The sequence below is a fragment of the Bacteroides sp. ET71 genome, assembly GCF_023336905.1.
Lineage (GTDB): Bacteria > Bacteroidota > Bacteroidia > Bacteroidales > Bacteroidaceae > Bacteroides.
The window spans coordinates 188,474-209,209 of the sequence record NZ_JAMBLS010000004.1 but is presented as its reverse complement, the minus strand read 5'-3'; the positions used below and the strand labels follow the sequence as shown (position 1 = coordinate 209,209).

Below are 20,736 nucleotides of genomic sequence, written 5' to 3'. Positions count from 1 at the left end.
GGCCGCCGTGGCCAGATGTCCGTTTCTTTCATTGGGCGGGCGTGCAGGTATTGGTCTCTAATTCTTTAAAAATGCTCTGACAGTTATGATGTTTTTGCATGGAGAAAACTTTTCTATACTTTCGCGTTTTGTTATGGAAGAAGTAATAGTAAAAGAGGTGCAGAGCCGTCGTGAGATGGATGATTTTGTCCGTCTTCCCAGGCGTTTGTATGCGGATTTTCCTTGTTACGTGCCCGATTTGGAGAGTGATGTCCGCAACACGTTCGACGTGCGGCGGAACTCTGCTTTGGAGTTCTCAGACATCCGTGCCTTTGTAGCCTACGACGGCTCCGGCCGTCCGGTGGGCCGTGTGGCCGGTATCATCAACCGTCGTGCCAACCAGAAGTGGGGTACGCGCCAGGTGCGTTTCGGCTTCATCGAGTTTGAAGACGACCTCCGCATCTCGGCCGCCCTGCTGGACGCCGTGGCCGATTGGGGGCGCGGACAGGGCATGGAGGAGATGGTCGGTCCGATGGCCATCTTCGATTTCGACAAAGAAGGGATGCTCCTGGAGGACTTTGACCGTCCCGGTTCTTCTATCACCATCTACAACCCGCCCTACTATCCCCGGCATCTGGAGGCATTGGGCTTCCAGAAAGAAGTAGACTGGGTGCAGGCGCACATCGAGATTCCGAAGCAGTTGCCCCAGCGCTATGCCCGTACAGCCGCGCTGGCGCAGGAGATGTTCGGCCTGCGGGTGCGCAAACTGACCCACAAAGAGTTGCGCGAGAGTGACATCGGGCGCCGCGTCTTCCGCCTGCTGAATGAGGCCTATGCCCCGTTGTACGGATACACCGAGTTGCAAGACAGCCAGATAGACGAGTATCTGGCCCGCTACATCCCCCTGCTGGACCTGCGCATGGTGCCGGTGGTCGAAAATGCCGAAGGCGAGCTGGTGGGCGTTGCCATCACGATGCCCAGCCTGACACGCGCCTTGCAGCGCAGCGGCGGACGCCTGTGGCCCTGGGGCTGGTTTCACTTGCTCCGTGCCTTGAAGTGGAAGCGAGAAGACAAGGCTGACCTTTACCTCGTGGCCGTTCGCCCGGACTACCAGGGCTTGGGCGTGAACGCCCTGTTCTTCGCCGACTTGCTTCCTATATATAATAAGCTTGGTTTCAAACAGGCTGAAACCGGGCCGCAACTGGAAACTAACTTGAAAGAACTGTCGCAATGGAAGCCCCTCCACCCGACTGTGGGCAAACGGCGGCGGTGCTATAAGAAAATACTGACATGGAAAGAAGAGTAGTAATCACAGGCATGGGCATCTGGTCCTGCCTCGGTACGACGTTGGACGACGTCCGCCAGGCTCTTTATGAAGGGCGCAGCGGCGTTGTCTTTAGCGAAGAACGGAAAGCGGCGGGATTCCGTTCGGCTTTGTGCACCCGTGTGCCCCGTCCCGATTTGAAGCCTTATGTTTCACGCAACCTCAGGCAGTTCATGCCCGAAGAAGCACAATATGCCTACATGGCCACCCGCGACGCCCTGCAACACGCCCGCCTCGACCCCGACTATGTCGCCGCCCACGAGGTAGGCATCGTCTACGGCAACGACTCGGTGGCCGAGGCCACTATGCAAGGGCTGGACAAGTTCCGCGAGTTCCACGACACCGCTGCGTGTGGCAGCGGCAGCATCTTCCAGTCGATGAACTCCACCGTCACCATGAACCTGGCCTGCCTGTTCCGTTTGCGGGGCATCAACCTCACCGCCTCGGCCGCGTGCGCCTCGGGCTCCCATTCCGTGGGACTGGCCTACCTGCTGGTGCGCGACGGCTTGCAAGATTGCGTCGTCTGCGGCGGCGCCCAAGAGAACAACATGTACAGCGTGGCCGCCTTCGACGGCATACAATCCTTTTCTCTTCGCGAGGACGAACCCGAGCGTGCCAGCCGGCCTTTCGACCGCAGCCGCGACGGCCTGGTGCCGGGTGGGGGAGCAGCTACGCTGATTGTCGAGAGTTACGAACACGCCATGCGCCGCGGTGCACCTATCCTGGCTGAAATTGTCGGCTGGGGTTTCTCCGGAAACGGTGACCATATCTCTACGCCCAATGTCGACGGTCCGGCACGCTCGCTCGAACTGTGCCTGCAACACGCCGGCGTCACGCCTGCGCAGATAGGCTACGTCAATGCCCATGCCACCTCCACCCGCATCGGCGACAGCCGCGAGGCACAGGCCATCGCACGCCTTTTCGGCGACTACCGGGTGCCCGTCACCTCAACCAAGAGCCAGACGGGGCACGAAATGTGGATGGCGGGCGGAAGCGAGCTGATTTATTCCATCCTCATGATGAAGGCCGGCTTTATTGCGGGAAACATCAATTTCGAAGAACCGGACGAAGAGACGGCCTGCATCAACGTGCTGCCCGAGACGCGCGAGGCGCATTTCGACCTGTTCCTCTCCAACTCCTTCGGGTTTGGAGGGACCAATTCCACCCTGATTGTAAGAAATCTGTAAACATAAGAAGAACTTTTAAAACACCATTGCTATGACACGTCAAGAGATAGTAGAGAAAGTAAACAGCCTGCTGGCTGATGAATTTGAAGTAGATGCAGCCTTGTTCACGCCCGAAGCCAACGTGCGGGAGACGCTCCAACTGGACAGCCTGAGCCTGGTCGACCTGGTGGCCATCATCCAACAAACGTACAAGATAAAGATTCCCGTCGGAGAACTGCGCGAAATAAAAACGTTTGCCGACCTTTACAATTACATTGAATCTCACCTGGCCTGACGTGGAACCCAAGGAAACGGACATCCGGGCACTTATACCCCAGCGGACTCCCATCATCATGGTAGACCGTTTGTTGCGGGCAACCGACGACGAGGCAGAGGCGTGCTTCACCGTCTGCTCCGGAAACTTTTTTCTGGACGACGAGGGTTGCCTGGCCGAGACCGGTGTGCTGGAGCACATCGCCCAGTCGGCATCGGCCTTTGCCGGATGGAGGGCCGTGCAGGCGGGAGCTACCCGGCCGCCGCTGGGATTCATCGGCGAAGTGAAGAAGTTTCACTGTCACCGGCGGCCCCGTGTGGGCGACGAGCTGCACACGGTGGTCACCATACAGACCGAGTTCGAAGGCATCCTGGTTGTCTCCGCCGAAGTGCGGGCAGACGGGCAACCCGTGGCCGACACGCAAATGAAAGTATCCATCCGTTCTGACGAATAACAGCTTATGGCAGTACAATCCTTTGAAAACAGTTATTACCGCCTGTTGGGCACGACTCCGTCAGACAGCGGCGCCATGTTCCGCGTGGCATTGTTGCCCGATTGCGAGGTTTATCGCGGACACTTTCCCGGTCATCCGGTGTGCCCGGGTGTCTGCAACGTCGAGCTGATACGTCGGTGTGCCGAGCGCTTCGTGGGGCAACGGCTGCACATTCATACCATTTCGCAGTGCCGCTTCACGGCAATAGCCTCGCCAGACCTTTCTCCCGAAGTCGATGTCAGCCTGAGTGCGACGCCTGCTTCCGGTAAGTGGCAGGTCGTGGCGCGTGTGAGCAGTGGCGGCTGCGTCTACGTGGAATACAAGGGCGAGATGCTGCCCTATTGAGCAAAGAACGGAAGGATGAAATACGATGTTATCGTCATAGGAGCCGGTTTGGGCGGTCTGGAGTGTGGCTACCTCTTGTCGCGGGCAGGACGCCGCGTGCTGGTGCTGGAACGCGGCACCCAGCCGGGCGGTTGCTTGCAGAGCTACCGGCGCGACGGCTTGTCTTTCGACACGGGTTTTCACTACGTAGGCGGAGTGGGCGAGGGCGAATCGTTGTACCCCGTCTTCTGCTACCTGGGCCTGGCCGACCTGCCTTGGCAGCGTATGGACAAGGCTTTTGACCTGGTGATGATTGGCGGGCGCACTTTTCCCATCATGCAGGGTTTCGACGCGTTTGTCGAGGCTTTGACCGCCGAGTTCCCGGCCGAACGGGAGGCGCTGCGCCGTTATGCGGACCTGTTGCAAGAAGTGTTGCGTCGGCAGTTTGACGAATGGACCCCGGCGGACAACGGCAAGTCGGCTGCTTTCTTCGGACGTTTGCTGGAGACAGGTGCCTGGGACTATGTGCAGGAACACTTTCGCGACCCGCTGTTGCGCGAAGTCTTGGGCGGCAACGCATTGACCATGGAATTGCGCCGTCAGTCCTTGCCCCTGTTCTCTTTCGCTCATTGCCAGGCGGGCTATTTGGAAGGAAGCTGGCGTTTGCGGGGCGGTGGCGAGCAAATCGTCAGGCGCCTGGTGTCCGGCATCAGGCAATGCGGGGGCACGGTGCTTTGCCGGGCCGAGGTGCAGGAACTGGTGGAGAAAGACGGGCGCCTGGTGGCGGCACGCTGCGCCGACGGAGAGGTCTACGAGGCCGACGCTTTCCTGAGCGACGTCCATCCCGCCGTCACGTGCACGTGGTTGGAAAACAGCCGCGTCTTGCGCAAATCCTATCGCCATCGCTTGACGGCAGCAGACAACACTTTCGGGCTTTGCACCGTGTCGCTTCGTCTGAAGCCGCGCGCCTTGCCCTACCGGAACTGCAACCATTATGTCTATGCGGGGCGCGATGCGTGGGAATTTTACCTGGACGAAGGTCCCGTGGGAGGCGTCTTGCTGAGCAGTCCCGTGCCGGACGACGGTTATGCGCGGCAGTTGGATTTGCTCACTCCCCTGACGTGGGAACACTGCCGGCGCTGGGCCGATACTACGGTGGGCCGTCGGGGCGAAGACTATCTGGCTTTGAAGCGTCGCCTGGCCGACGAATGTCTGGCTTTGGCCGGACGCGTCATTCCGGGCATCAGTACGCTGGTGGAAGCGTGTTACGTCAGTACACCGCTGACGTTCCGCGATTACACCTGCACCCCTCAAGGTTCGGCCTACGGGCTGCAGAAAGATTTCCGCCAGCCGCTGATGGCTTTGCTGTCGCCCCGCACCCCTTTGCCCAATCTCTGGCTGACGGGGCAAAACCTGGCGTTGCACGGAGTACACGGAGTCACCATGACGGCCTTGCAGACGTGTGCGGAGCTGTTGGGGAAAGAATGGATATGGAACAATGTATTAAATAAATAAAGAATAAGGAAGAAGAATGAAGTACGCATTGGTTACAGGAGGAAGCCGCGGCATCGGGCGGGCTGTCAGCCTGAAGTTGTCCCGAATGGGCTATAAGGTGCTCATTAACTATGTGCACAACGCGGCGGAGGCCAAAAATACGCTCGACCAGGTACGCCTCGAAGGGGGCGACGGCGAGATTCTGATGTTTGACGTGGCAGACCGCCAGCAGGTGAGCCGCGCCTTGGAAGCCTGGGAGACGGAACACCCCGACGAATACATCGAAGTGCTGGTGAACAATGCGGGCATCCGTCGTGACCATGTGATGGCCTTGATGCCCGAAGAAGACTGGAGCCGGGTGCTCGAAATCACGCTGAACGGCTTCTTTCACGTGACGCAGGCCCTTTTGCCGGCCATGCAGTTGCATAAGAACGGGCGCATCGTCAACGTGGCCAGTGTCACCGGCCTCAAGGGTATGGCGGGACAGAGCAACTACGCCGCTGCCAAGGGCGGACTGATTGCCGCCACCAAGTCGTTGGCGCTGGAGGTTGCCCGCAAACGCGTCACTGTCAACGCCGTGGCACCCGGTTTCATCCAGACGGACATGCTGGAGGGGCTGGACGAGGCCGAACTGAAAAAGGCCATCCCCCTGGGCTGTCTGGGTACACCCGACGAGGTGGCCGAGCTGGTAGGCTTTCTGGTGTCGCCTGCTGCGGCTTACATCACGGGTGAGGTAGTATCCATCAATGGCGGACTTTATACTTGAACCATCTATGAAACTCTTGGAAGACATCTGTCGCATCCGCGTGAAGTTCGGCGAGACCGATGCTATGGGGTGCGTCTGGCACGGCTCTTACGTCAGCTACCTGGAAGACGGGCGCGAGTCGTTCGGCCGGCGTTATCCGGGCATAGGCTATGCCGACATCAGCCGGTCGGGCATTTACGCTCCGGTCTACGACTTGCACGTGCGCTACCTGGCCCCGTTGGGCCTGGACGATGTGGCAGAGGTGCATACGCGTTATGTCTGCAAACCCGGTGCCCGCTTGGACTTCAGCTATGAGATTTACCGGGAACGCGACGGGGCGTTGTGCTGCACGGCAGAGACCACGCAGCTTTTCATCGACCCGCACGGCGAACTGCTGACGGACAAGCCTGACTATTACACCCGCTGGCAAGCGCGTTTCTTGAAGGATTAAACTGCAACTATGACAAAGAAAATCTTACTGTTATGTTTCTTTCTCTACTGGGGGACAACCTGGCTTCTGGCGCAGCGCCTGTCTGTCACCGGTACAGTGACAGACTCCATCACGGGCGAGCCCTTGCCTTACGCCGCAGTGGTGTGGGAGGGCACGTACACTGGCGCGCAGACCGATGACGCGGGGCGCTTCTCTTTGTCCTTTTCAAATGCGGCGGGCAGCCACGTGCTGGAAGTGTCCTACATGGGGTATGACACGAAGCGGATACCCGTCCGCAAGGAGGCTGCCCGCGGACTGGACATCCGTTTGTCGCCCAGCAGCATCGCTTTGGAGGAAGTGGTCATCAAGCCCGGCCGGGAGCGTTACCGGCGGCGGGGGAATCCGGCGGTGGAATTTGTCCGGAAGGTCATTGCCCGCCGCGATGCCCATGTGCCCCGCGACCACGACTATTTCAGCTACGAACGCTACCAGCGCATGATTTTTGCCCTGAACGAATATACCCCAAAGCCCAAGAAAGAGGGGAAAACGTCGGGGAAGTTCGATTTTGTGAACGAGTTCGTAGATACGCTGGAGACCGGAACGACCGTTCTGCCAGTGTCGGAGCGCGAACGCTTGGAGCGCGTCTTTTACCGCCGCGACCCGAAGAGTGAGAAAGTCTTGTTGCTGGGCAGCAAGTCGGCAGGTGTGGACGAAGTGTTCTCGCGCGAGGGCATCCAGCAATTCCTGAACGAAGCGTTCCGCGAGGTGGATATCTTTCAGAACAACATTCCCTTGTTTCTGCAACGTTTCGTCAGTCCGCTGTCTACGTTGGGTCCTGCCTTCTACAAGTATTACCTGTTGGACACGGTGCAGGTGGCCGGCCAGCCGTGCATGGACTTGGGCTTCGTGCCTTTCAACTCCGAATCGTTTGGTTTCACGGGCCATCTTTATGTGGCGCTCGACTCGACTTACTTTGTGAGGCGCGCCGTACTGAATGTGGCCAAGGACATCAACCTCAACTTCGTCTCGCACATGAGCATAGAGCAGGAGTTCCGCCGTACGGCCGACAGCACGCGCCTTATCACGAAGGATGACATCCGTGTGAACTTCAAGCTGACGGAGAAATCGAAGGGGATGTATGCCCAACGGTTGAACGTGTACAGGGGGCATAGCTTTGAGCCGCCAGGCGCCGAAGAGGCGGCTCTTTTCGACCAGCCGGCTCCCGTGGTGGAGCAGGAAGATGCTTACCGGCGTTCCGATATGTTCTGGACGGAGAATCGCCCGGAGATGGCACGCCGGAAGAATCCCAACGGCGTGGACAAGCTGATGCAGCGGCTGCGCTCTGTCCCCATTTTCTACTTTGCCGAGAAGGTGGTGACCACCCTCGTGTCGGGCTATATCCCTACGAACAAGAACCCGGAGAAGAACAAGTTTGACTTGGGGCCGATGAACAGTACCATCAACGGCAATGCCATCGAGGGTGCCCGCTTCCGTCTGGGGGGAGGGACGACGCCCCAGTTCGACCGCCACTGGTTTCTGGAGGGTTATGCCGCCTATGGCACGAAAGACCGGAAGATGAAGTACGACGGGCTGGTGGAGTATTCTTTCACCCCGCGGAAGGATTTCCGGCTGGAGTTTCCGCAACACTCGCTCAGGTTCGAATACATGTACGACCTCAACAAGCTGGGGCAAAACTACATGTACACGAGCAAGGACAACGTGATGTTGGCCATCAAACGCAAGAAGGACAACATCGCCACCTACCTGCGCAAAGCCGAACTGACTTATACGCGCGAACACTACAACGGCATCTCGTACGGCGCCACGGTGCGCAACCTGCGCGAAGAGGCCACGCCTTATGCCCGCTTCGACCGCATCGGCGCGGACGGCACGACGCTGACTCCGGTGGCTCATTACGACATGACAGAGCTGGAATTGCGCTTCCGCTACGGGCGCGGGGAGAAGTTCTACCAGACCCGTACCCAACGCATCCCCATCACCTACGACGCACTCATCTTCAACCTGAGCCACGTGATGGCGAAGAAAGGTTTCTGTGGGTCGTCTTTCGATTACCAACGCACGGAGGTGGGGATGCGGAAGCGCTTCTGGTTTTCCGCCTTCGGCTACCTGGATGCCTTGCTGAAGGGAGGGAAGGTGTGGACGCGCGTGCCCTATCCGCTGCTGATTTTGCCCAACGCCAATACGACTTACACCATCCAGCCGGAAACTTACACCAACATGAACGCGCTGGAGTTCATCAACGACGAATACTTGTCGTGGGACTTGACGTACTACATGAACGGCGCCTTGCTGAACCGCATCCCGCTCATCAAGAAACTGCGCTGGCGCGAGGTGTTCTGCTTCCGCGGCCTTTGGGGGCATCTGACGGACAAGAACGACCCGGCGCAGAACGGCGAAGGACTATACGCTTTCCCTTCTGTCACCCAACGCATGGGGCGGGCGCCTTATATGGAAGCCAGCGTAGGCATCGAAAACATCTTCAACTTCCTTCGCCTGGACTACGTCTGGCGTCTGAACTATCGGAATCATCCCGACATTCAGGTGCGCGGCGTCAGGGCCACCATGCAGCTTTCTTTCTGACACATGCCTGCCGGCTGTAAAATGCGAGGCACGCCTCTTGCCCACAACGGTTTTGCCCGGAGTGCGCAGGAGCCGTGCCTCGTGTTCGGAAGAGCTGTGCCTCGTGTCCGGCGTTTACTTTTCGCCGTCGAAAGGCTTCAGCGGGTCTTGGGTGCCCAGTTCGCGTTTGTCGCGAAGGAACTGTACCAGGAATATCAGGAACAAGATGAGGGCCACACCCAGACCGACGAAGTCGAACGTTCCCAAGATGATTCCGCCACCCACGTCGAAACGCAACTTGGCCCACGGTGCGTAGATGAAGACCGTGTTGATGAGGATGAGCAGCAAACGGAACTCCGTCGGCCCGAAAGCCGCATACGTCAGCCGGAACTCACCTTTCAGGATGGTGCAGACATAGGTGTAGATGGCCAGGCACAGGTATCCGGCCAGTCCCAACAGCGACACGTCCATGCGCAACACTGGCGAAAGGCCGGCGCCCAGAAAGATGAAAAACGTGGTGATGGCGTCCAGCGTGTGGTCGATGAAAAAACCGTAGACCGGGCGCTGGGTGTTGCGAACGCGCGCCAGCGTGCCGTCCAGGCTGTCGCCGTACCAATGGATGAAGAGGCCGAAAGACGACAGCCACAACCATTCGACGCATTGGTTGGACAGGACGCCTCCCACGACGAACAACAGCGAACCGAACACGCCCAGATAGGTCAGTGTGTCCGAGGTCATCCAACGTGGCTGACGCCGGGCCAGCCAGATTAACAGTTTCTTTTCACCTGCATTCAGTATAGAGGTCTGTATCCTCCGAGATGTTTCTTTTCCCATAACGTATTCTGTTTTTTTTGACTGAAATGAATTGAACCCAAAAGTAGGGCATCCGCTTCACAAAACAGTGTCGTAAACGGGCTTACAAATGGTCTGATGGTTGGCCGTGGGGAAGGATTCAGGCTTTTTCGGCACGAATCAGCGCCTTCCGTCCGTCGGACAGGGTGGTGGCAAACAGGTAGATGCTGCCCCCGTCGGCCAGGCGGAGCCGTTTGCGCAGTTCGCTTACCGGGGCGGGGAAGTTGCGGACGCTGAGGTTGGCCTGCCGCTCGCCGCCCAGCAATGCCTTGAGCTCCTTCTTGCCGAAACCGCTCCAGCCCACGATGCGGAAGCGGCGGCCGGGGAAGTCTTCTGCCAGGCAGTCCGACGTGTAGAGGTGGCTGCTGGGATGCAGCTTGCTCACTCCGTATGCTTGCGTCAGGCTGCGGAAAGCACCGGCTTTCAACAGGGCAGCGTTGGGCTCGTAGAGATAGATGCCGGGCGCTTCGGCCAGCGGGCAGGCGGCGTTCTGCTCGGCCTGTCGGGTGAAGGTGAAGGTTTGTGCGGGAGCGCCGCTGCGCAGGTTGGTGCAGTGGATGGGCACGCGGTCGGCATCTCCGGCGGGACAGTCGCGCTCCAGCACCAGCAACAGTTCCTTGCACTCGTTGTCCACGGCCACGACGTGCGCTTCGCACACCCGCCCCAGTTGGTGCAGGGCCAGCGTCAGGTCCAGCATGGGCGACAGCTTCAGCAGCACGCGGGGCGCACAGGCCAGCAGGCGGTCTTCCAGCCGCGTGACGTCCGGTTCGCAGTCGGCCAGGGCCACCGTCTTGCCCCCGTGCGCGTCTCTCCGCGCCGGGTCGAGGAAAATCCAGTCGGCGGACAGCCCTTCCAGAAACTCCGTAGCCTCCGCCCGGTGCACGCGGATGTGCGTCAGGCCCAGCCGGGGAAAATTGTGTGCGGCCAGTTCGCAAAGCACCTCTTGTCGTTCCACATAGTCCACTTCTTCGAAGAGTGGCGCCAGGAAAGAGCAGTCCACACCCAGTCCGCCCGTCAGGTCGGCCAGCCGTTGGCGCTTTCCGCCGAACCGTTGCACGATGCCGGCCTTGTGGTGTGCCGTTGCCTCGGACGAGCATTGCTCCAGAGACAGGCGCGGTGGGCAGACAATGTCGTCGACGGCCGCCCAGGTCGGCACCTTGTCGGCCAGCACCTTTCGGCCGGCAATCTGCGCCACGGCTGCCGGCAGGTCGACGCCGGGTTCGGGGTGGGCGTGCAGGGCCAGGGTGCGCGCGTCGTCTGCGGCATGCTGGCGGATGAAGCGGAGGGTTTCTTCGTTCAGAAGCATAGAGAAATCGGTTTACAAATGCAAAGATAGGTTATTTTTTCGCTGCTTCGGCGGCTTCGGGCTTCTTTTCTGTTGTTAGCCGGACGAAGTTTCATCTGATTTTATTACTTTTGTGAGCAGAAGTCAGCCCAAGCCTTTCGGTGGTGCAGACCGCCATCAGCTTCTGCTGCATGTGCCGGCATGGAGTCTCGTTGTGCGTGGCATCCGGCCTCCAGAAGCTTTTGCTGGAGCGTGGTGGCTTGGCGGCCATCGGAAACGTCCGGCCTGGCAAGTTGCTCTATGGGTATAATGAATGTCTATATTATTAACTTTAAAAAACGATTCGTATGAGAAGATTATTGACTTTAGCGCTTAGCTCGTTGCTGGCTCTTGCTTCGTGGGCACAGCAAGCCTTGTTCAGCGGCAACGAGATTGTCTCGCCCGAGGTGAAGGAAGACGGCACAGTGACATTCCGCCTCTACGCTCCCAAAGCGGTGAAGGTGGAGGTGACAGGCGATTTCCTGCCGCCTGCGAAGATTTCTATTCCCGAAGGCGAGATGGAAGCGCCGGGCGTGGCTTCGCTGAAAGAAGGAAAGAACGGCCTGTGGACCTACACGTCGCAACCTCTGGCGCCGGAATTGTATTCTTATAAGTTCCGGGTGGACGGCATGGACTATCTCGACCCGTCCAACGTCTACATGTGTCGCGACATCGCTTCTTATACCAATATCTTTATTGTGGAAGACGAGCCGGGCGACACGGGCGACCTGTACAGCGTGAACGACGTGCCGCATGGCAATGTCTCCAAAGTCTGGTACGAAAGCCCCACGCTGAAGATGAACCGCCGCATGACCGTCTACACGCCTGCGGGCTATGAGGACGGAAAACACCGGTATCCGGTGCTCTACCTGCTGCACGGCGCCGGAGGCGATGAGGACGCATGGACTACGTTGGGGCGTGCCGCACAGATTATGGACAACCTTATTGCGGCCGGACGCGTGAAACCCATGATTGTGGTGATGCCCAACGGCAACCCCAACTGCGAGGCTGCACCGGGCGAATGGTCGCGTGGCATGTACAAACCCACGTTCATGGGGCACATGTCGCCCAAGCCTGTCGCTTCGATGGAAGAAAGTTTCCCCGACATCGTGAAGTATGTGGAGAAGCATTATCGTGTGCTGAAGGGAAAGGCCCATCGTGCCATCTGCGGACTGTCGATGGGCGGCGGTCATTCGTTTGCCATCTCCAAAATGTATCCGACGATGTTCGACTACGTGGGACTGTTCTCTTCGGCCATCTTCCTGGGTGGCAGCAACGACCGCAAAGGTTCTGCGTTAGACCAAATGAACAGCGACCCGCAGTTCGGGCAGGAGATGGCGGCCTTGTTTGGCGCCCGTCCCAAACTTTATTGGATTGCCATTGGCAAGGACGATTTTCTTTATCAGGTCAATGCCGACTATCGTCGGTTCCTCGATGCGAAGGGGTATCCGTATGAATATGTAGAGACGGAGGGCGGACACATCTGGCGCAACTGGCGCATCTACCTGACCGAGTTCACGCAAAAGCTGTTCAAGTAAATCGGCTGTGCAACCATTCTTTTAGCCCAGGAGGTGATATACATTGCCTGCCTGGGCTTTTATGATGCCTTTCATCTCCAGTTCGAAAAGTACGCCGCTAAGTTGGCTGATGGGCAGGTTGCTTTCCACCGTCAGGGCATTGATTTGCAAGTCCCCGTGCTGTGCAAGCAACTGCACGATGCGGTTTCCCTCTTCCGTCAGTTCTTGAAACAGGGTGCGCTGTATCGGGGCAGGTTTGGCGGCCGTTGTGTTCCAGCCCATGGCATTTACGAAATCTTCTGCGTTTTCTATCAGAGCAGCCTTGTTGTCCCGGATGAGGCTGTTGCAACCTTCCGATTGCTCGTCGTTCACCCGGCCTGGGACGGCGAAACATTCCCGGTTGTATCCGTTGCCCAGGTCAGCAGTAATGAGTGAGCCACCTTTCGCGCCGGATTCCACCACAATGACTGCATCGGCCATGCCTGCAACGATGCGGTTCCGGCTGATGAAATTGTAACGTTCGGGTTCTGTTCCTGTCAGAAACTCCGTCAGCAAACCGCCGCGTGCCAGCATTTCCGTGGCCGTTTTCCGGTGGGCAGACGGATAGATGCGGTCCAATCCGTGAGCCAGGACTGCTACCGTCGGAAGCTGCTCTGCCAAGGCGGCACGATGGGCGGCGATGTCAATGCCATAGGCCAGTCCGCTGACCACGAGCAGGTCGGGGCAAACCGCAGCGATGTCGCGTATGAATTCGTTGCAGAATTGTCTGCCATACTCTGTGGCATGGCGCGTGCCTACTATGCTGACTACACGCAGGCTATTGAGGTCGGCGTTCCCTTTGGAGAAAAGGAAAAGCGGGGCATCTTCGCATTGCCGTAACCTGGCAGGATAGTGCACATCGTTCGGCGTAAGGCAGTCGATGCCATGTTTTTCGGCAAAGGCAAGTTCCCGTTCGGCGCGGTCGAAAGTCCCCGGAGTGTCAAGGGCCTTCAAGACATTGGGCTGTATATCGGGACAAAGTTGAGTCAGTTCGTTGCGCCGGGCAAAGACATCGGCCGCACTGCCTGCAACCTTCACCAGACGCTGTGCGGTCAGCGTTCCGATGCCTTCGCAAAGAGTCAATGCTATGCAACAAAGGCGTTCGTCAGAGTAGTTCATGGTATCTGCAAGGTTAAGCTTCTTTCAAATAAGGGGCAAACAGTCGGTCGAACAGTTCGCTTTGCCCCAGGCGCCCGTTAATCACGCATACAGCCTCTACGATTCCTTTCAAAGCGAGTTTATTGTCCGAAGCGCGATAGATGTCCTGTTCGAAGACATATTTGATGCCTTCTTTCCGCAAATTGAGTTTGCAGATAAACTCGTCACCGCTGCGCAGCGGTGTCTTGAAAGACAGGGTGATACGTGCCACGACCGGGTCGATGCCTTGGCGGTGCAGTTCCGCAAAGCCGGCTCCCGTAGAGAGGAGAAATTCGTGGCGTGCATGTTCCAGATAGTGCTGGTAGTTGGCGTTGTTGACGATGCCTTGCAGGTCGCACTCGTAGTCGCGTACCTTCAGTCGGAGTTCGTGGATATAGTGGGTCATAAGCTGGGGGTATACGTGTTTTTTATTCTTTAGTTGGTTAGTTGGCCAGTCCTTTGAACCGTTTCAGTTCCTCCGTCGAAACCAGCTTGTAGAGCTTGTCGCTGGGGCGTATCTTGTCGCATTTGATGGAGAAGTGTTCCCCTTTGTGGACGGTGGCCACGGGCTGGAGGTCGACGCGCATCTCGTCGGCGGTGAGGTAGAGGGCTCCTGTGGTGGGACCGGTGACGAGCAGTTTGTCGCCTGTGTTCAGTTCGGCGGCTTCCACCAAGAACTCGGCCACGCCGATGTTGGAGAAGTATTTCACACCCTTACCTACGTAAATTTTGCGCTCGGTAGCTGCCGAACCGTAGTGGTGTGTCCATTCTCCCAGGCGTTGCCCCAGGTAGTAGCCGTCCCAGAATCCGCGGTTGAAGACGGTGGCCAGCCGGCGGTTCCAGTCTTCCACCCGTTCGTCGGTGAAGGAATCTTCCAGGTAGGCGCGGATGGCCTCCTTGTAGCACTCCACGACGGTACGGACGTACTCTGGTCCGCGTGCCCGGCCTTCTATCTTGAAGACGCGCACGCCGGCATCCATCATTTTGTTGAGGAAGTGGATGGTTTTCAGGTCTTTGGGTGACATGATATATTGGTTGTCAATCTCCAGTTCGGCGTCTGTCTCTTTGTCGCGCACCACGTACGAGCGGCGGCACACTTGCATGCAGGCGCCGCGGTTGGCCGAGTGGTTCATCTGGTGCAGGGAGAGGTAACACTTGCCGCTGACGGCCATGCACAGGGCGCCGTGGCAGAACATTTCGATGCGTACGGGCTGTCCCGAGGGGCCGCAGATGTTGTCTTCAACGATGGCGCGGTGAATCTCGGCCACTTGCTCCAGATTGAGTTCGCGGGCCAGCACGACGACATCGGCAAACTGGGCATAGAAGCGCAGGGCCTCCGCGTTCGAGATGTTGAGCTGGGTGCTGAGGTGCACCTCCTGACCGATGCTGCGGGCGTAGGTCATCACGGCCACGTCGGCGGCAATGATGGCGGAGATGCCGGCCTCGTGGGCAGCGTCGACGATGGTGCGCATCAGCGCGATGTCCTGGTCGTAGATGATGGTGTTGACGGTCAGGTAGCTCTTCATGCCGTGCTGTTCACACGTGTGGGCTATCTCCTTCAGGTCGTCGATGGTGAACGTACTGGCCGAACGGGCGCGCATGTTCAGGTTCTCGATGCCGAAGTAGATGGAGTCGGCTCCGGCCTGGATGGCAGCGGCCAGTGAGTCGCGCGAGCCTACGGGGGCCATTATTTCGAAGTCTTTCTGATTCATTCTTGCGGTTACGGCTTGTAGTTTTTGGCTTCTTCCTCTATTTCTTTAAACATTTCCATGCCCAGCTTCTGCCCTAACTGTGCGCCTTCTATCATGATGGCAGGAGAAGATTTGGCGAGCTTCTTCCCGATGGGTGTCTGATAGAACGCGGTGATTTGCTTCAGCTCGTCCAGCGTGAGGTATTTCTGGTAGATGGGCACGTAGCCTTCGATTATCTTGTTCTTGAATTTGCCTCGCATCTTATCTTCCACGGATTTCCAATAGCTGTCGGGCAAACTGGGACCGGTTGTCTTAACCATGTTGATCAGTTGCGGGAGGAGCTGGTTCATGCTTTCCAGCGATCCCGAAGCGCTCATGAACTCCTGCAATGCTTGTTTGTATTCACTGTTTGCCTCCTGTGCCGCGGCGTTCGGAATGTGGATGAACAGAGCGGTTGCCAGGACAAGTGCTCCTATGAATAACTTTTTCATGTTGTTTGAATTTAAAGATTGATGGACAAAGATACGGCTTTTCCCGTGATTGCCATACGGCGGGCGTGGATTTTCCGTACCTTTGCCCCCTAAAAACGACGAAGATATGAAGATTGCCTCTATTGACTTGGGCGAGCGTCCTGTGCTGCTGGCCCCGATGGAAGACGTCACCGACCCGGCCTTCCGCCTGATGTGTAAGGAGTTTGGTGCCGACATGGTGTACACCGAGTTTGTCTCGGCCGATGCCCTGATACGTGCGGTCAGCAAGACCGAACAGAAGCTTAACATCAGCGATGCCGAACGTCCCGTGGCCATTCAAATCTACGGGCGCGACGTAGATACGATGGTCGAGGCTGCCCGCATCGTAGAGCAGGCTCGGCCCGATGTCATCGACCTCAACTTCGGCTGTCCCGTCAAGCGTGTGGCAGGCAAAGGCGCCGGAGCCGGGATGTTGCGCAACGTCCCGCTCATGCTGGACATCACCCGTGCCGTGGTCGAGGCAGTCCGCCTGCCCGTCACCGTCAAGACGCGCCTGGGGTGGGATGCAGACAGCAAAATCATCGTCACCCTGGCCGAACAGCTTCAGGATTGCGGCATTGCCGCCCTCACCATCCATGGCCGTACCCGCGCACAGATGTACACGGGTGAGGCAGACTGGACGCTTATCGGCGAGGTGAAAGCCAATCCGCGCATGCACATCCCCATCATTGGCAACGGAGACATCACTACCCCCCAGCGGGCGCAGGAATGTTTTGAGCGTTACGGCGTAGACGGCATCATGGTGGGGCGTGCCAGTTTCGGCCGCCCGTGGATTTTCAAGGAAATCAAGCATTACTTGCAGACCGGGGAGGAGTTGCAGGGACTGACACCGGCGTGGAAACTGGATGTGCTCCGCCGTGAAGTGGACGACAGCGTGCGCCTGCTGGACGAGCGGCGCGGCATCTTGCACGTCCGTCGCCACTTGGCCGCCAGCCCGCTGTTCAAGGGTATCCCCAATTTTCGCGAGACGCGCATTGCCATGCTGCGGGCCGAAACGCAGGCCGAGTTGTATGACATCTTCCGGCAGATAGAACCCCTGCTGGGCATCGGCTGAACGAGGGTTTGGCACTTGCCCGCAAGAGCGGGCTTCCCTGTTCGGAAGAGCCGTGGCTGGTGCCTGCCGCGGCCTCACTTGCGGCCGGCTTTTTTACTTGCCGGTCAGAGGCGTTTTTTCTATTGTCGGGAAGATTTTTCAAGGACAGCGTTGCAGAGGGCAGAAAATAAAAATGGGCTCCGCCGAGCCCAACCTTTTGTTAACCTTAAATCTAATACTATGAAAAAAATCACGGTGCGAAAATAGCGTTTTCTGATTATTACTGCAAATAATCTTCTCGTTTTTGTCCGGAATTTTAAATCTATTAAATGCTTTTAAAGTTCATTTTACCCCGGGTCGCGCTTCCGTTTCGCTTTTTCTCCTGCCGGTTAGTTGCCCGGACAGCCATTTATTCCCCTTTTGTGCCTTCCAGGCCGTTTCCATAAAAAAAGTCCCCTCCGCCTCTGAGGGCATGAGGAGACTTCTTGTTGATATTAATCAAATGTAGAAAGGAGTCTGATTAATCTTTCAGCTTGGCGCGGATGAAGTCGCGGTTCAGGCGGGCGATGTTGCTGATGGAGACGTTCTTCGGGCACTCAGCCTCGCAGGCGCGGGTGTTGGTGCAGTTGCCGAAGCCCAGCTCGTCCATCTTGGCCAGCATGGCCTTGGCGCGGCGCAGAGCCTCGGGCTTGCCTTGCGGCAGCAGGTTCAACTGGCTCACCTTGGCCGACACGAACAGCATGGCCGAGCCGTTCTTACAAGCAGCCACGCAGGCACCGCAACCGATGCAACTGGCGGCATCCATGGCTTCGTCGGCAATGGTCTTCGGGATGAGGATGGCGTTGGCATCCTGCGCAGCACCTGCGTTGACGCTTACGTAACCACCGGCCTGCATGATTTTGTCGTATGCCGTGCGGTCCACCATCAGGTCCTTGATGACCGGGAAACCGGCCGAACGCCACGGTTCTACGGTGATGACGTCGCCGTCGTTGAAGCGGCGCATGTAAATCTGGCACGTCGTAGCGCCTTGTGCCGGGCCGTGCGGATGACCGTTGATGTAGAGCGAGCACATGCCGCAGATGCCTTCGCGGCAGTCGTGGTCGAACACCACGGGCTCTTTACCTTCGCTGATGAGTTGTTCGTTCAGGATGTCCATCATCTCCAGGAACGACGTATCGCCCGGGATGTCCTTCATTTCGTAGGTTTCGAATGCGCCTTGTGCCTTCGGGCCCTTTTGACGCCAAACTTTAAGGGTGAATGATATATTTTTATCCATAGCTTTTAAGTTTTTTAGTTGGTGAGTTTTTAAGTTTATAAGTTCTTACACTCACCGAATTTTTGATTATGTTTTAAGAGTTTGAGTCTAATCCATCCTTTCTTCTATAGATCAAGGACTGCAACATTTTGCTGACCTCGCAGTTTAATTTTCCTATTTCTTGGAACTGGTTCCCTGATATGTAGGACAGTTCGTAAGAAATGGTCAGTTGCGTGTCCAGTTCGTTTGAAGAACCTAAGGATATATATAAGAATTGAATTAATTCCTTATTGGAACTTCTTCCAAATCCTTCTGCTATGTTGGAAGGAATTGAAACGGCACATCTTCGCATTTGGTTTGACAATCCAAAGCGTTCGTCTAAGGGATAATTGGCAGTAAGCTGATAAACAGCTTTGGCCAGCTTGATGCCTTTCTGCCATGCCAATAAATCCCTATAAGTTCCCATAACTTATAAACTCAATAACTTATAAACTCAAAAACTTATGATTTATAGTTACGCGTCTGTACCTTGATGGCTTCATAAACCAGCGGCTCTTTGTACATCACCGGAGCCTTGTCATCGCTGCCCTGGTATTCCCAGCAAGCCACATAGAAGTAGTTCTCGTCATCACGTTTAGCCTCGCCTTCTTCCGTCTGATATTCTTCGCGGAAGTGGCCGCCGCAGCTTTCGTTGCGGTTCAGGGCATCGTAGGCAATCAGTTCGCCCATCGTGATGAAGTCGTTCAGGCGGATAGCCTTGTCCAGCTCGACGTTCATGCCTTCCTTGTCGCCCGGGATGAACAGCTCGGTCTCAAACTCCTTGCGGATTTCCTTCAGCTTGGTCAGGGCAGTCTTCAAACCGGCTTCCGTGCGGCCCATGCCGACGTATTCCCACATCACGTGGCCCAGTTCCTTGTGGATAGAGTCAACAGACTTCTTACCCTTGATACCCATCAGGTGGTCAATCTTGGCTTGTACGGCTTTCTCTGCCTCGGCAAATTCAGGCAAGTCTGTCGAGAAGCGGGGAACCGTGATTTGGTCAGCCAGGTAGTTCTGGATGGTGTAAGGCAATACGAAGTAACCGTCGGCCAGACCCTGCATCAGAGCCGATGCACCCAGACGGTTGGCACCGTGGTCAGAGAAGTTACATTCGCCGATGGCAAACAGACCCTTGATAGTGGTCATCAGTTCGTAGTCTACCCAGATGCCGCCCATTGTATAGTGGATGGCGGGATAAATCATCATCGGGTTCTCGTAAGGCGATACGTCCGTGATTTCCTCGTACATGTCAAACAGATTGCCGTAGCGCTGTGCCACCACATCCTTGCCCAGACGGTTGATAGCCTCGGAGAAGTCCAGGAACACGGCCAGGCCTGTGTTGTTCACACCATAACCCTTGTCGCAACGTTCCTTGGCGGCACGGCTGGCCACGTCGCGCGGCACCAGGTTACCGAAGGCCGGATAACGGCGCTCCAGATAATAGTCGCGGTCTTCTTCGGGGATGTCCTTGCCTTGCAGCGTGCCTTCCTGCAGCTTCTTGGCATCTTCCAGCTTCTTGGGCACCCAGATGCGGCCGTCGTTACGCAGAGACTCGGACATCAGCGTCAGCTTAGACTGCTTGTCGCCGTGTACGGGAATACATGTCGGGTGAATCTGTACGTATGCCGGATTGGCAAACAACGCACCTTTGCGGTAGCAGGCCATAGCAGCCGAACAGTTGCAGGCCATAGCGTTGGTAGACAGGAAGTAAGTATTGCCGTAACCACCGGTAGCGATGACCACAGCGTGTGCGGCGAAACGCTCCAGTTTGCCCGTCACCAGATTCTTGGCAATGATACCGCGTGCACGTCCGTCGATGATGACCACGTCTTGCATTTCGTAGCGTGTGAACAGCTTCACATTGCCGGCTGCCACCTGGCGGCTCAAAGACGAATAAGCGCCCAGCAGCAACTGCTGGCCCGTCTGGCCTTTGGCGTAGAACGTACGCGATACCTGTGCGCCACCGAACGAGCGGTTGGCCAATGTACCGCCGTATTCACGGGCGAAAGGCACGCCTTGTGCCACGCACTGGTCGATGATGTTGTTGGAGACTTCGGCCAAGCGGTAAACGTTGGCTTCGCGGGCGCGGTAGTCACCGCCCTTCACTGTGTCGTAGAACAGGCGGTACACAGAGTCGCCGTCATTCTGGTAATTCTTGGCTGCATTGATACCACCCTGTGCGGCGATGGAGTGTGCGCGACGGGGAGAATCCTGGATGCAGAAGTTGAATACTTTGAAACCCATTTCGCCCAGCGAGGCGGCTGCGCTGGCACCTGCCAGGCCCGTGCCCACCACGATGATGTCCAGGCGGCGCTTGTTGGCGGGGTTAACCAATTTCTGGTGAGCTTTATAGTTGGTCCATTTCTCAGCTACCGGACCTTCCGGTATTCTTGAATCTATCTTGGTCATAATGTCTTATTTTTTTTAGTTGACGAGTTGACAAGGCTTCAGGCTATGAGGAACCATGTACCTTTTTTTAGTTGACGAGTTGGCGAAGCTTCAGACTACGA

20 protein-coding genes are annotated in these 20,736 nt (G+C 57.1%); 11 read left to right on the top strand and 9 right to left on the bottom strand.

All coding sequences use genetic code 11. The features are described from left to right. Window positions 1–133 precede the first annotated feature (133 nt). Genes M3090_RS04455 through M3090_RS04415 form a run of 9 tightly spaced genes read left to right on the top strand, consistent with a single transcriptional unit; the run spans window position 134 to window position 8,830 of the window. Window positions 134–1,285, top strand: a complete 1,152-nt coding sequence (locus M3090_RS04455) for an N-acetyltransferase (RefSeq protein ID WP_249054183.1) — start codon at window positions 134–136, stop codon at window positions 1,283–1,285. Beyond that, on the top strand, window positions 1,270–2,490 hold the full coding sequence (locus M3090_RS04450) for a beta-ketoacyl-[acyl-carrier-protein] synthase family protein (protein ID WP_249054182.1): 1,221 nt from the start codon (window positions 1,270–1,272) through the stop codon (window positions 2,488–2,490). Before M3090_RS04455 ends, M3090_RS04450 begins: the two co-directional genes overlap by 16 nt. A 31-nt stretch (window positions 2,491–2,521) precedes the next feature. Continuing rightward, window positions 2,522–2,764, top strand: a complete 243-nt coding sequence (locus tag M3090_RS04445; protein ID WP_249054181.1) for an acyl carrier protein — start codon at window positions 2,522–2,524, stop codon at window positions 2,762–2,764. Then, window positions 2,724–3,197 (top strand): beta-hydroxyacyl-ACP dehydratase, encoded by a 474-nt coding sequence (locus tag M3090_RS04440; RefSeq protein WP_249054180.1) that lies wholly within the window; start codon window positions 2,724–2,726, stop codon window positions 3,195–3,197. The genes M3090_RS04445 and M3090_RS04440 overlap by 41 nt, the downstream gene beginning before the upstream one ends. A 6-nt stretch (window positions 3,198–3,203) precedes the next feature. Then, window positions 3,204–3,581: a beta-hydroxyacyl-ACP dehydratase gene (locus M3090_RS04435; RefSeq protein ID WP_249054179.1), complete on the top strand. Its 378-nt coding sequence runs from the start codon at window positions 3,204–3,206 to the stop codon at window positions 3,579–3,581. 15 nt (window positions 3,582–3,596) lie between these two features. Beyond that, complete coding sequence (locus M3090_RS04430; RefSeq protein ID WP_249054178.1) at window positions 3,597–5,075, top strand: phytoene desaturase family protein; 1,479 nt, start codon at window positions 3,597–3,599, stop codon at window positions 5,073–5,075. A gap of 16 nt (window positions 5,076–5,091) precedes the next feature. Further along, window positions 5,092–5,820: a 3-oxoacyl-ACP reductase FabG gene (gene fabG / locus M3090_RS04425; RefSeq protein ID WP_249054177.1), complete on the top strand. Its 729-nt coding sequence runs from the start codon at window positions 5,092–5,094 to the stop codon at window positions 5,818–5,820. 7 nt (window positions 5,821–5,827) lie between these two features. After that, window positions 5,828–6,250: an acyl-CoA thioesterase gene (locus tag M3090_RS04420; protein ID WP_249054176.1), complete on the top strand. Its 423-nt coding sequence runs from the start codon at window positions 5,828–5,830 to the stop codon at window positions 6,248–6,250. Window positions 6,251–6,259: 9 nt separating this feature from the next. Next, on the top strand, window positions 6,260–8,830 hold the full coding sequence (locus M3090_RS04415; protein ID WP_249054175.1) for a DUF5686 and carboxypeptidase-like regulatory domain-containing protein: 2,571 nt from the start codon (window positions 6,260–6,262) through the stop codon (window positions 8,828–8,830). Window positions 8,831–8,944: 114 nt separating this feature from the next. Here M3090_RS04415 and M3090_RS04410 read toward each other — a convergent pair whose 3' ends face one another. Continuing rightward, the gene (locus tag M3090_RS04410) at window positions 8,945–9,643 is read right to left on the bottom strand and encodes a CDP-alcohol phosphatidyltransferase family protein (RefSeq protein WP_249054174.1); all 699 of its coding nucleotides are present in this window, start codon (window positions 9,641–9,643) and stop codon (window positions 8,945–8,947) included. Between the two features lie 118 nt (window positions 9,644–9,761). Beyond that, entirely contained in the window at window positions 9,762–10,967 is a 1,206-nt protein-coding gene (locus tag M3090_RS04405; RefSeq protein WP_249054173.1) for a THUMP-like domain-containing protein, read from the bottom strand. A gap of 326 nt (window positions 10,968–11,293) precedes the next feature. Here M3090_RS04405 and M3090_RS04400 point away from each other — a divergent pair, with 326 nt between their 5' ends. Beyond that, window positions 11,294–12,523, top strand: coding sequence for an esterase (locus M3090_RS04400; protein WP_249054172.1), 1,230 nt, complete (start codon window positions 11,294–11,296; stop codon window positions 12,521–12,523). Window positions 12,524–12,544: 21 nt separating this feature from the next. Here the strand turns inward: M3090_RS04400 and dprA are convergent, their stop codons facing one another. The 4 genes from dprA to M3090_RS04380 are packed head-to-tail and all read right to left on the bottom strand — an operon-like array spanning window position 12,545 to window position 15,860. Further along, complete coding sequence (dprA, locus tag M3090_RS04395) at window positions 12,545–13,660, bottom strand: DNA-processing protein DprA (protein WP_249054171.1); 1,116 nt, start codon at window positions 13,658–13,660, stop codon at window positions 12,545–12,547. Window positions 13,661–13,673: 13 nt separating this feature from the next. Beyond that, window positions 13,674–14,084 carry an acyl-CoA thioesterase gene (locus M3090_RS04390; protein WP_249054170.1) on the bottom strand — a complete coding sequence of 137 codons (411 nt, stop codon included), beginning with the start codon at window positions 14,082–14,084 and terminating at the stop codon, window positions 13,674–13,676. A 37-nt stretch (window positions 14,085–14,121) separates the two neighbouring features. After that, entirely contained in the window at window positions 14,122–15,390 is a 1,269-nt protein-coding gene (locus M3090_RS04385) for a peptidase U32 family protein (protein WP_249054169.1), read from the bottom strand. A gap of 8 nt (window positions 15,391–15,398) precedes the next feature. Beyond that, window positions 15,399–15,860 (bottom strand): DUF2059 domain-containing protein, encoded by a 462-nt coding sequence (locus tag M3090_RS04380; protein ID WP_249054168.1) that lies wholly within the window; start codon window positions 15,858–15,860, stop codon window positions 15,399–15,401. 106 nt (window positions 15,861–15,966) lie between these two features. Between M3090_RS04380 and dusB the strand changes: the two genes are divergently transcribed. Beyond that, window positions 15,967–16,953, top strand: coding sequence for a tRNA dihydrouridine synthase DusB (gene dusB, locus M3090_RS04375; RefSeq protein ID WP_249054167.1), 987 nt, complete (start codon window positions 15,967–15,969; stop codon window positions 16,951–16,953). A gap of 499 nt (window positions 16,954–17,452) precedes the next feature. Here dusB and M3090_RS04370 read toward each other — a convergent pair whose 3' ends face one another. The 3 genes from M3090_RS04370 to M3090_RS04360 all read right to left on the bottom strand — a co-directional run bounded on the left by M3090_RS04370 (window position 17,453) and on the right by M3090_RS04360 (window position 20,635). After that, window positions 17,453–18,208: a succinate dehydrogenase/fumarate reductase iron-sulfur subunit gene (locus M3090_RS04370; RefSeq protein ID WP_249054166.1), complete on the bottom strand. Its 756-nt coding sequence runs from the start codon at window positions 18,206–18,208 to the stop codon at window positions 17,453–17,455. A gap of 73 nt (window positions 18,209–18,281) precedes the next feature. After that, complete coding sequence (locus M3090_RS04365) at window positions 18,282–18,653, bottom strand: four helix bundle protein (RefSeq protein ID WP_249054165.1); 372 nt, start codon at window positions 18,651–18,653, stop codon at window positions 18,282–18,284. Between the two features lie 35 nt (window positions 18,654–18,688). Next, window positions 18,689–20,635 (bottom strand): fumarate reductase/succinate dehydrogenase flavoprotein subunit, encoded by a 1,947-nt coding sequence (locus M3090_RS04360; RefSeq protein ID WP_249054164.1) that lies wholly within the window; start codon window positions 20,633–20,635, stop codon window positions 18,689–18,691. Between the last annotated feature and the right edge of the window lie 101 nt (window positions 20,636–20,736).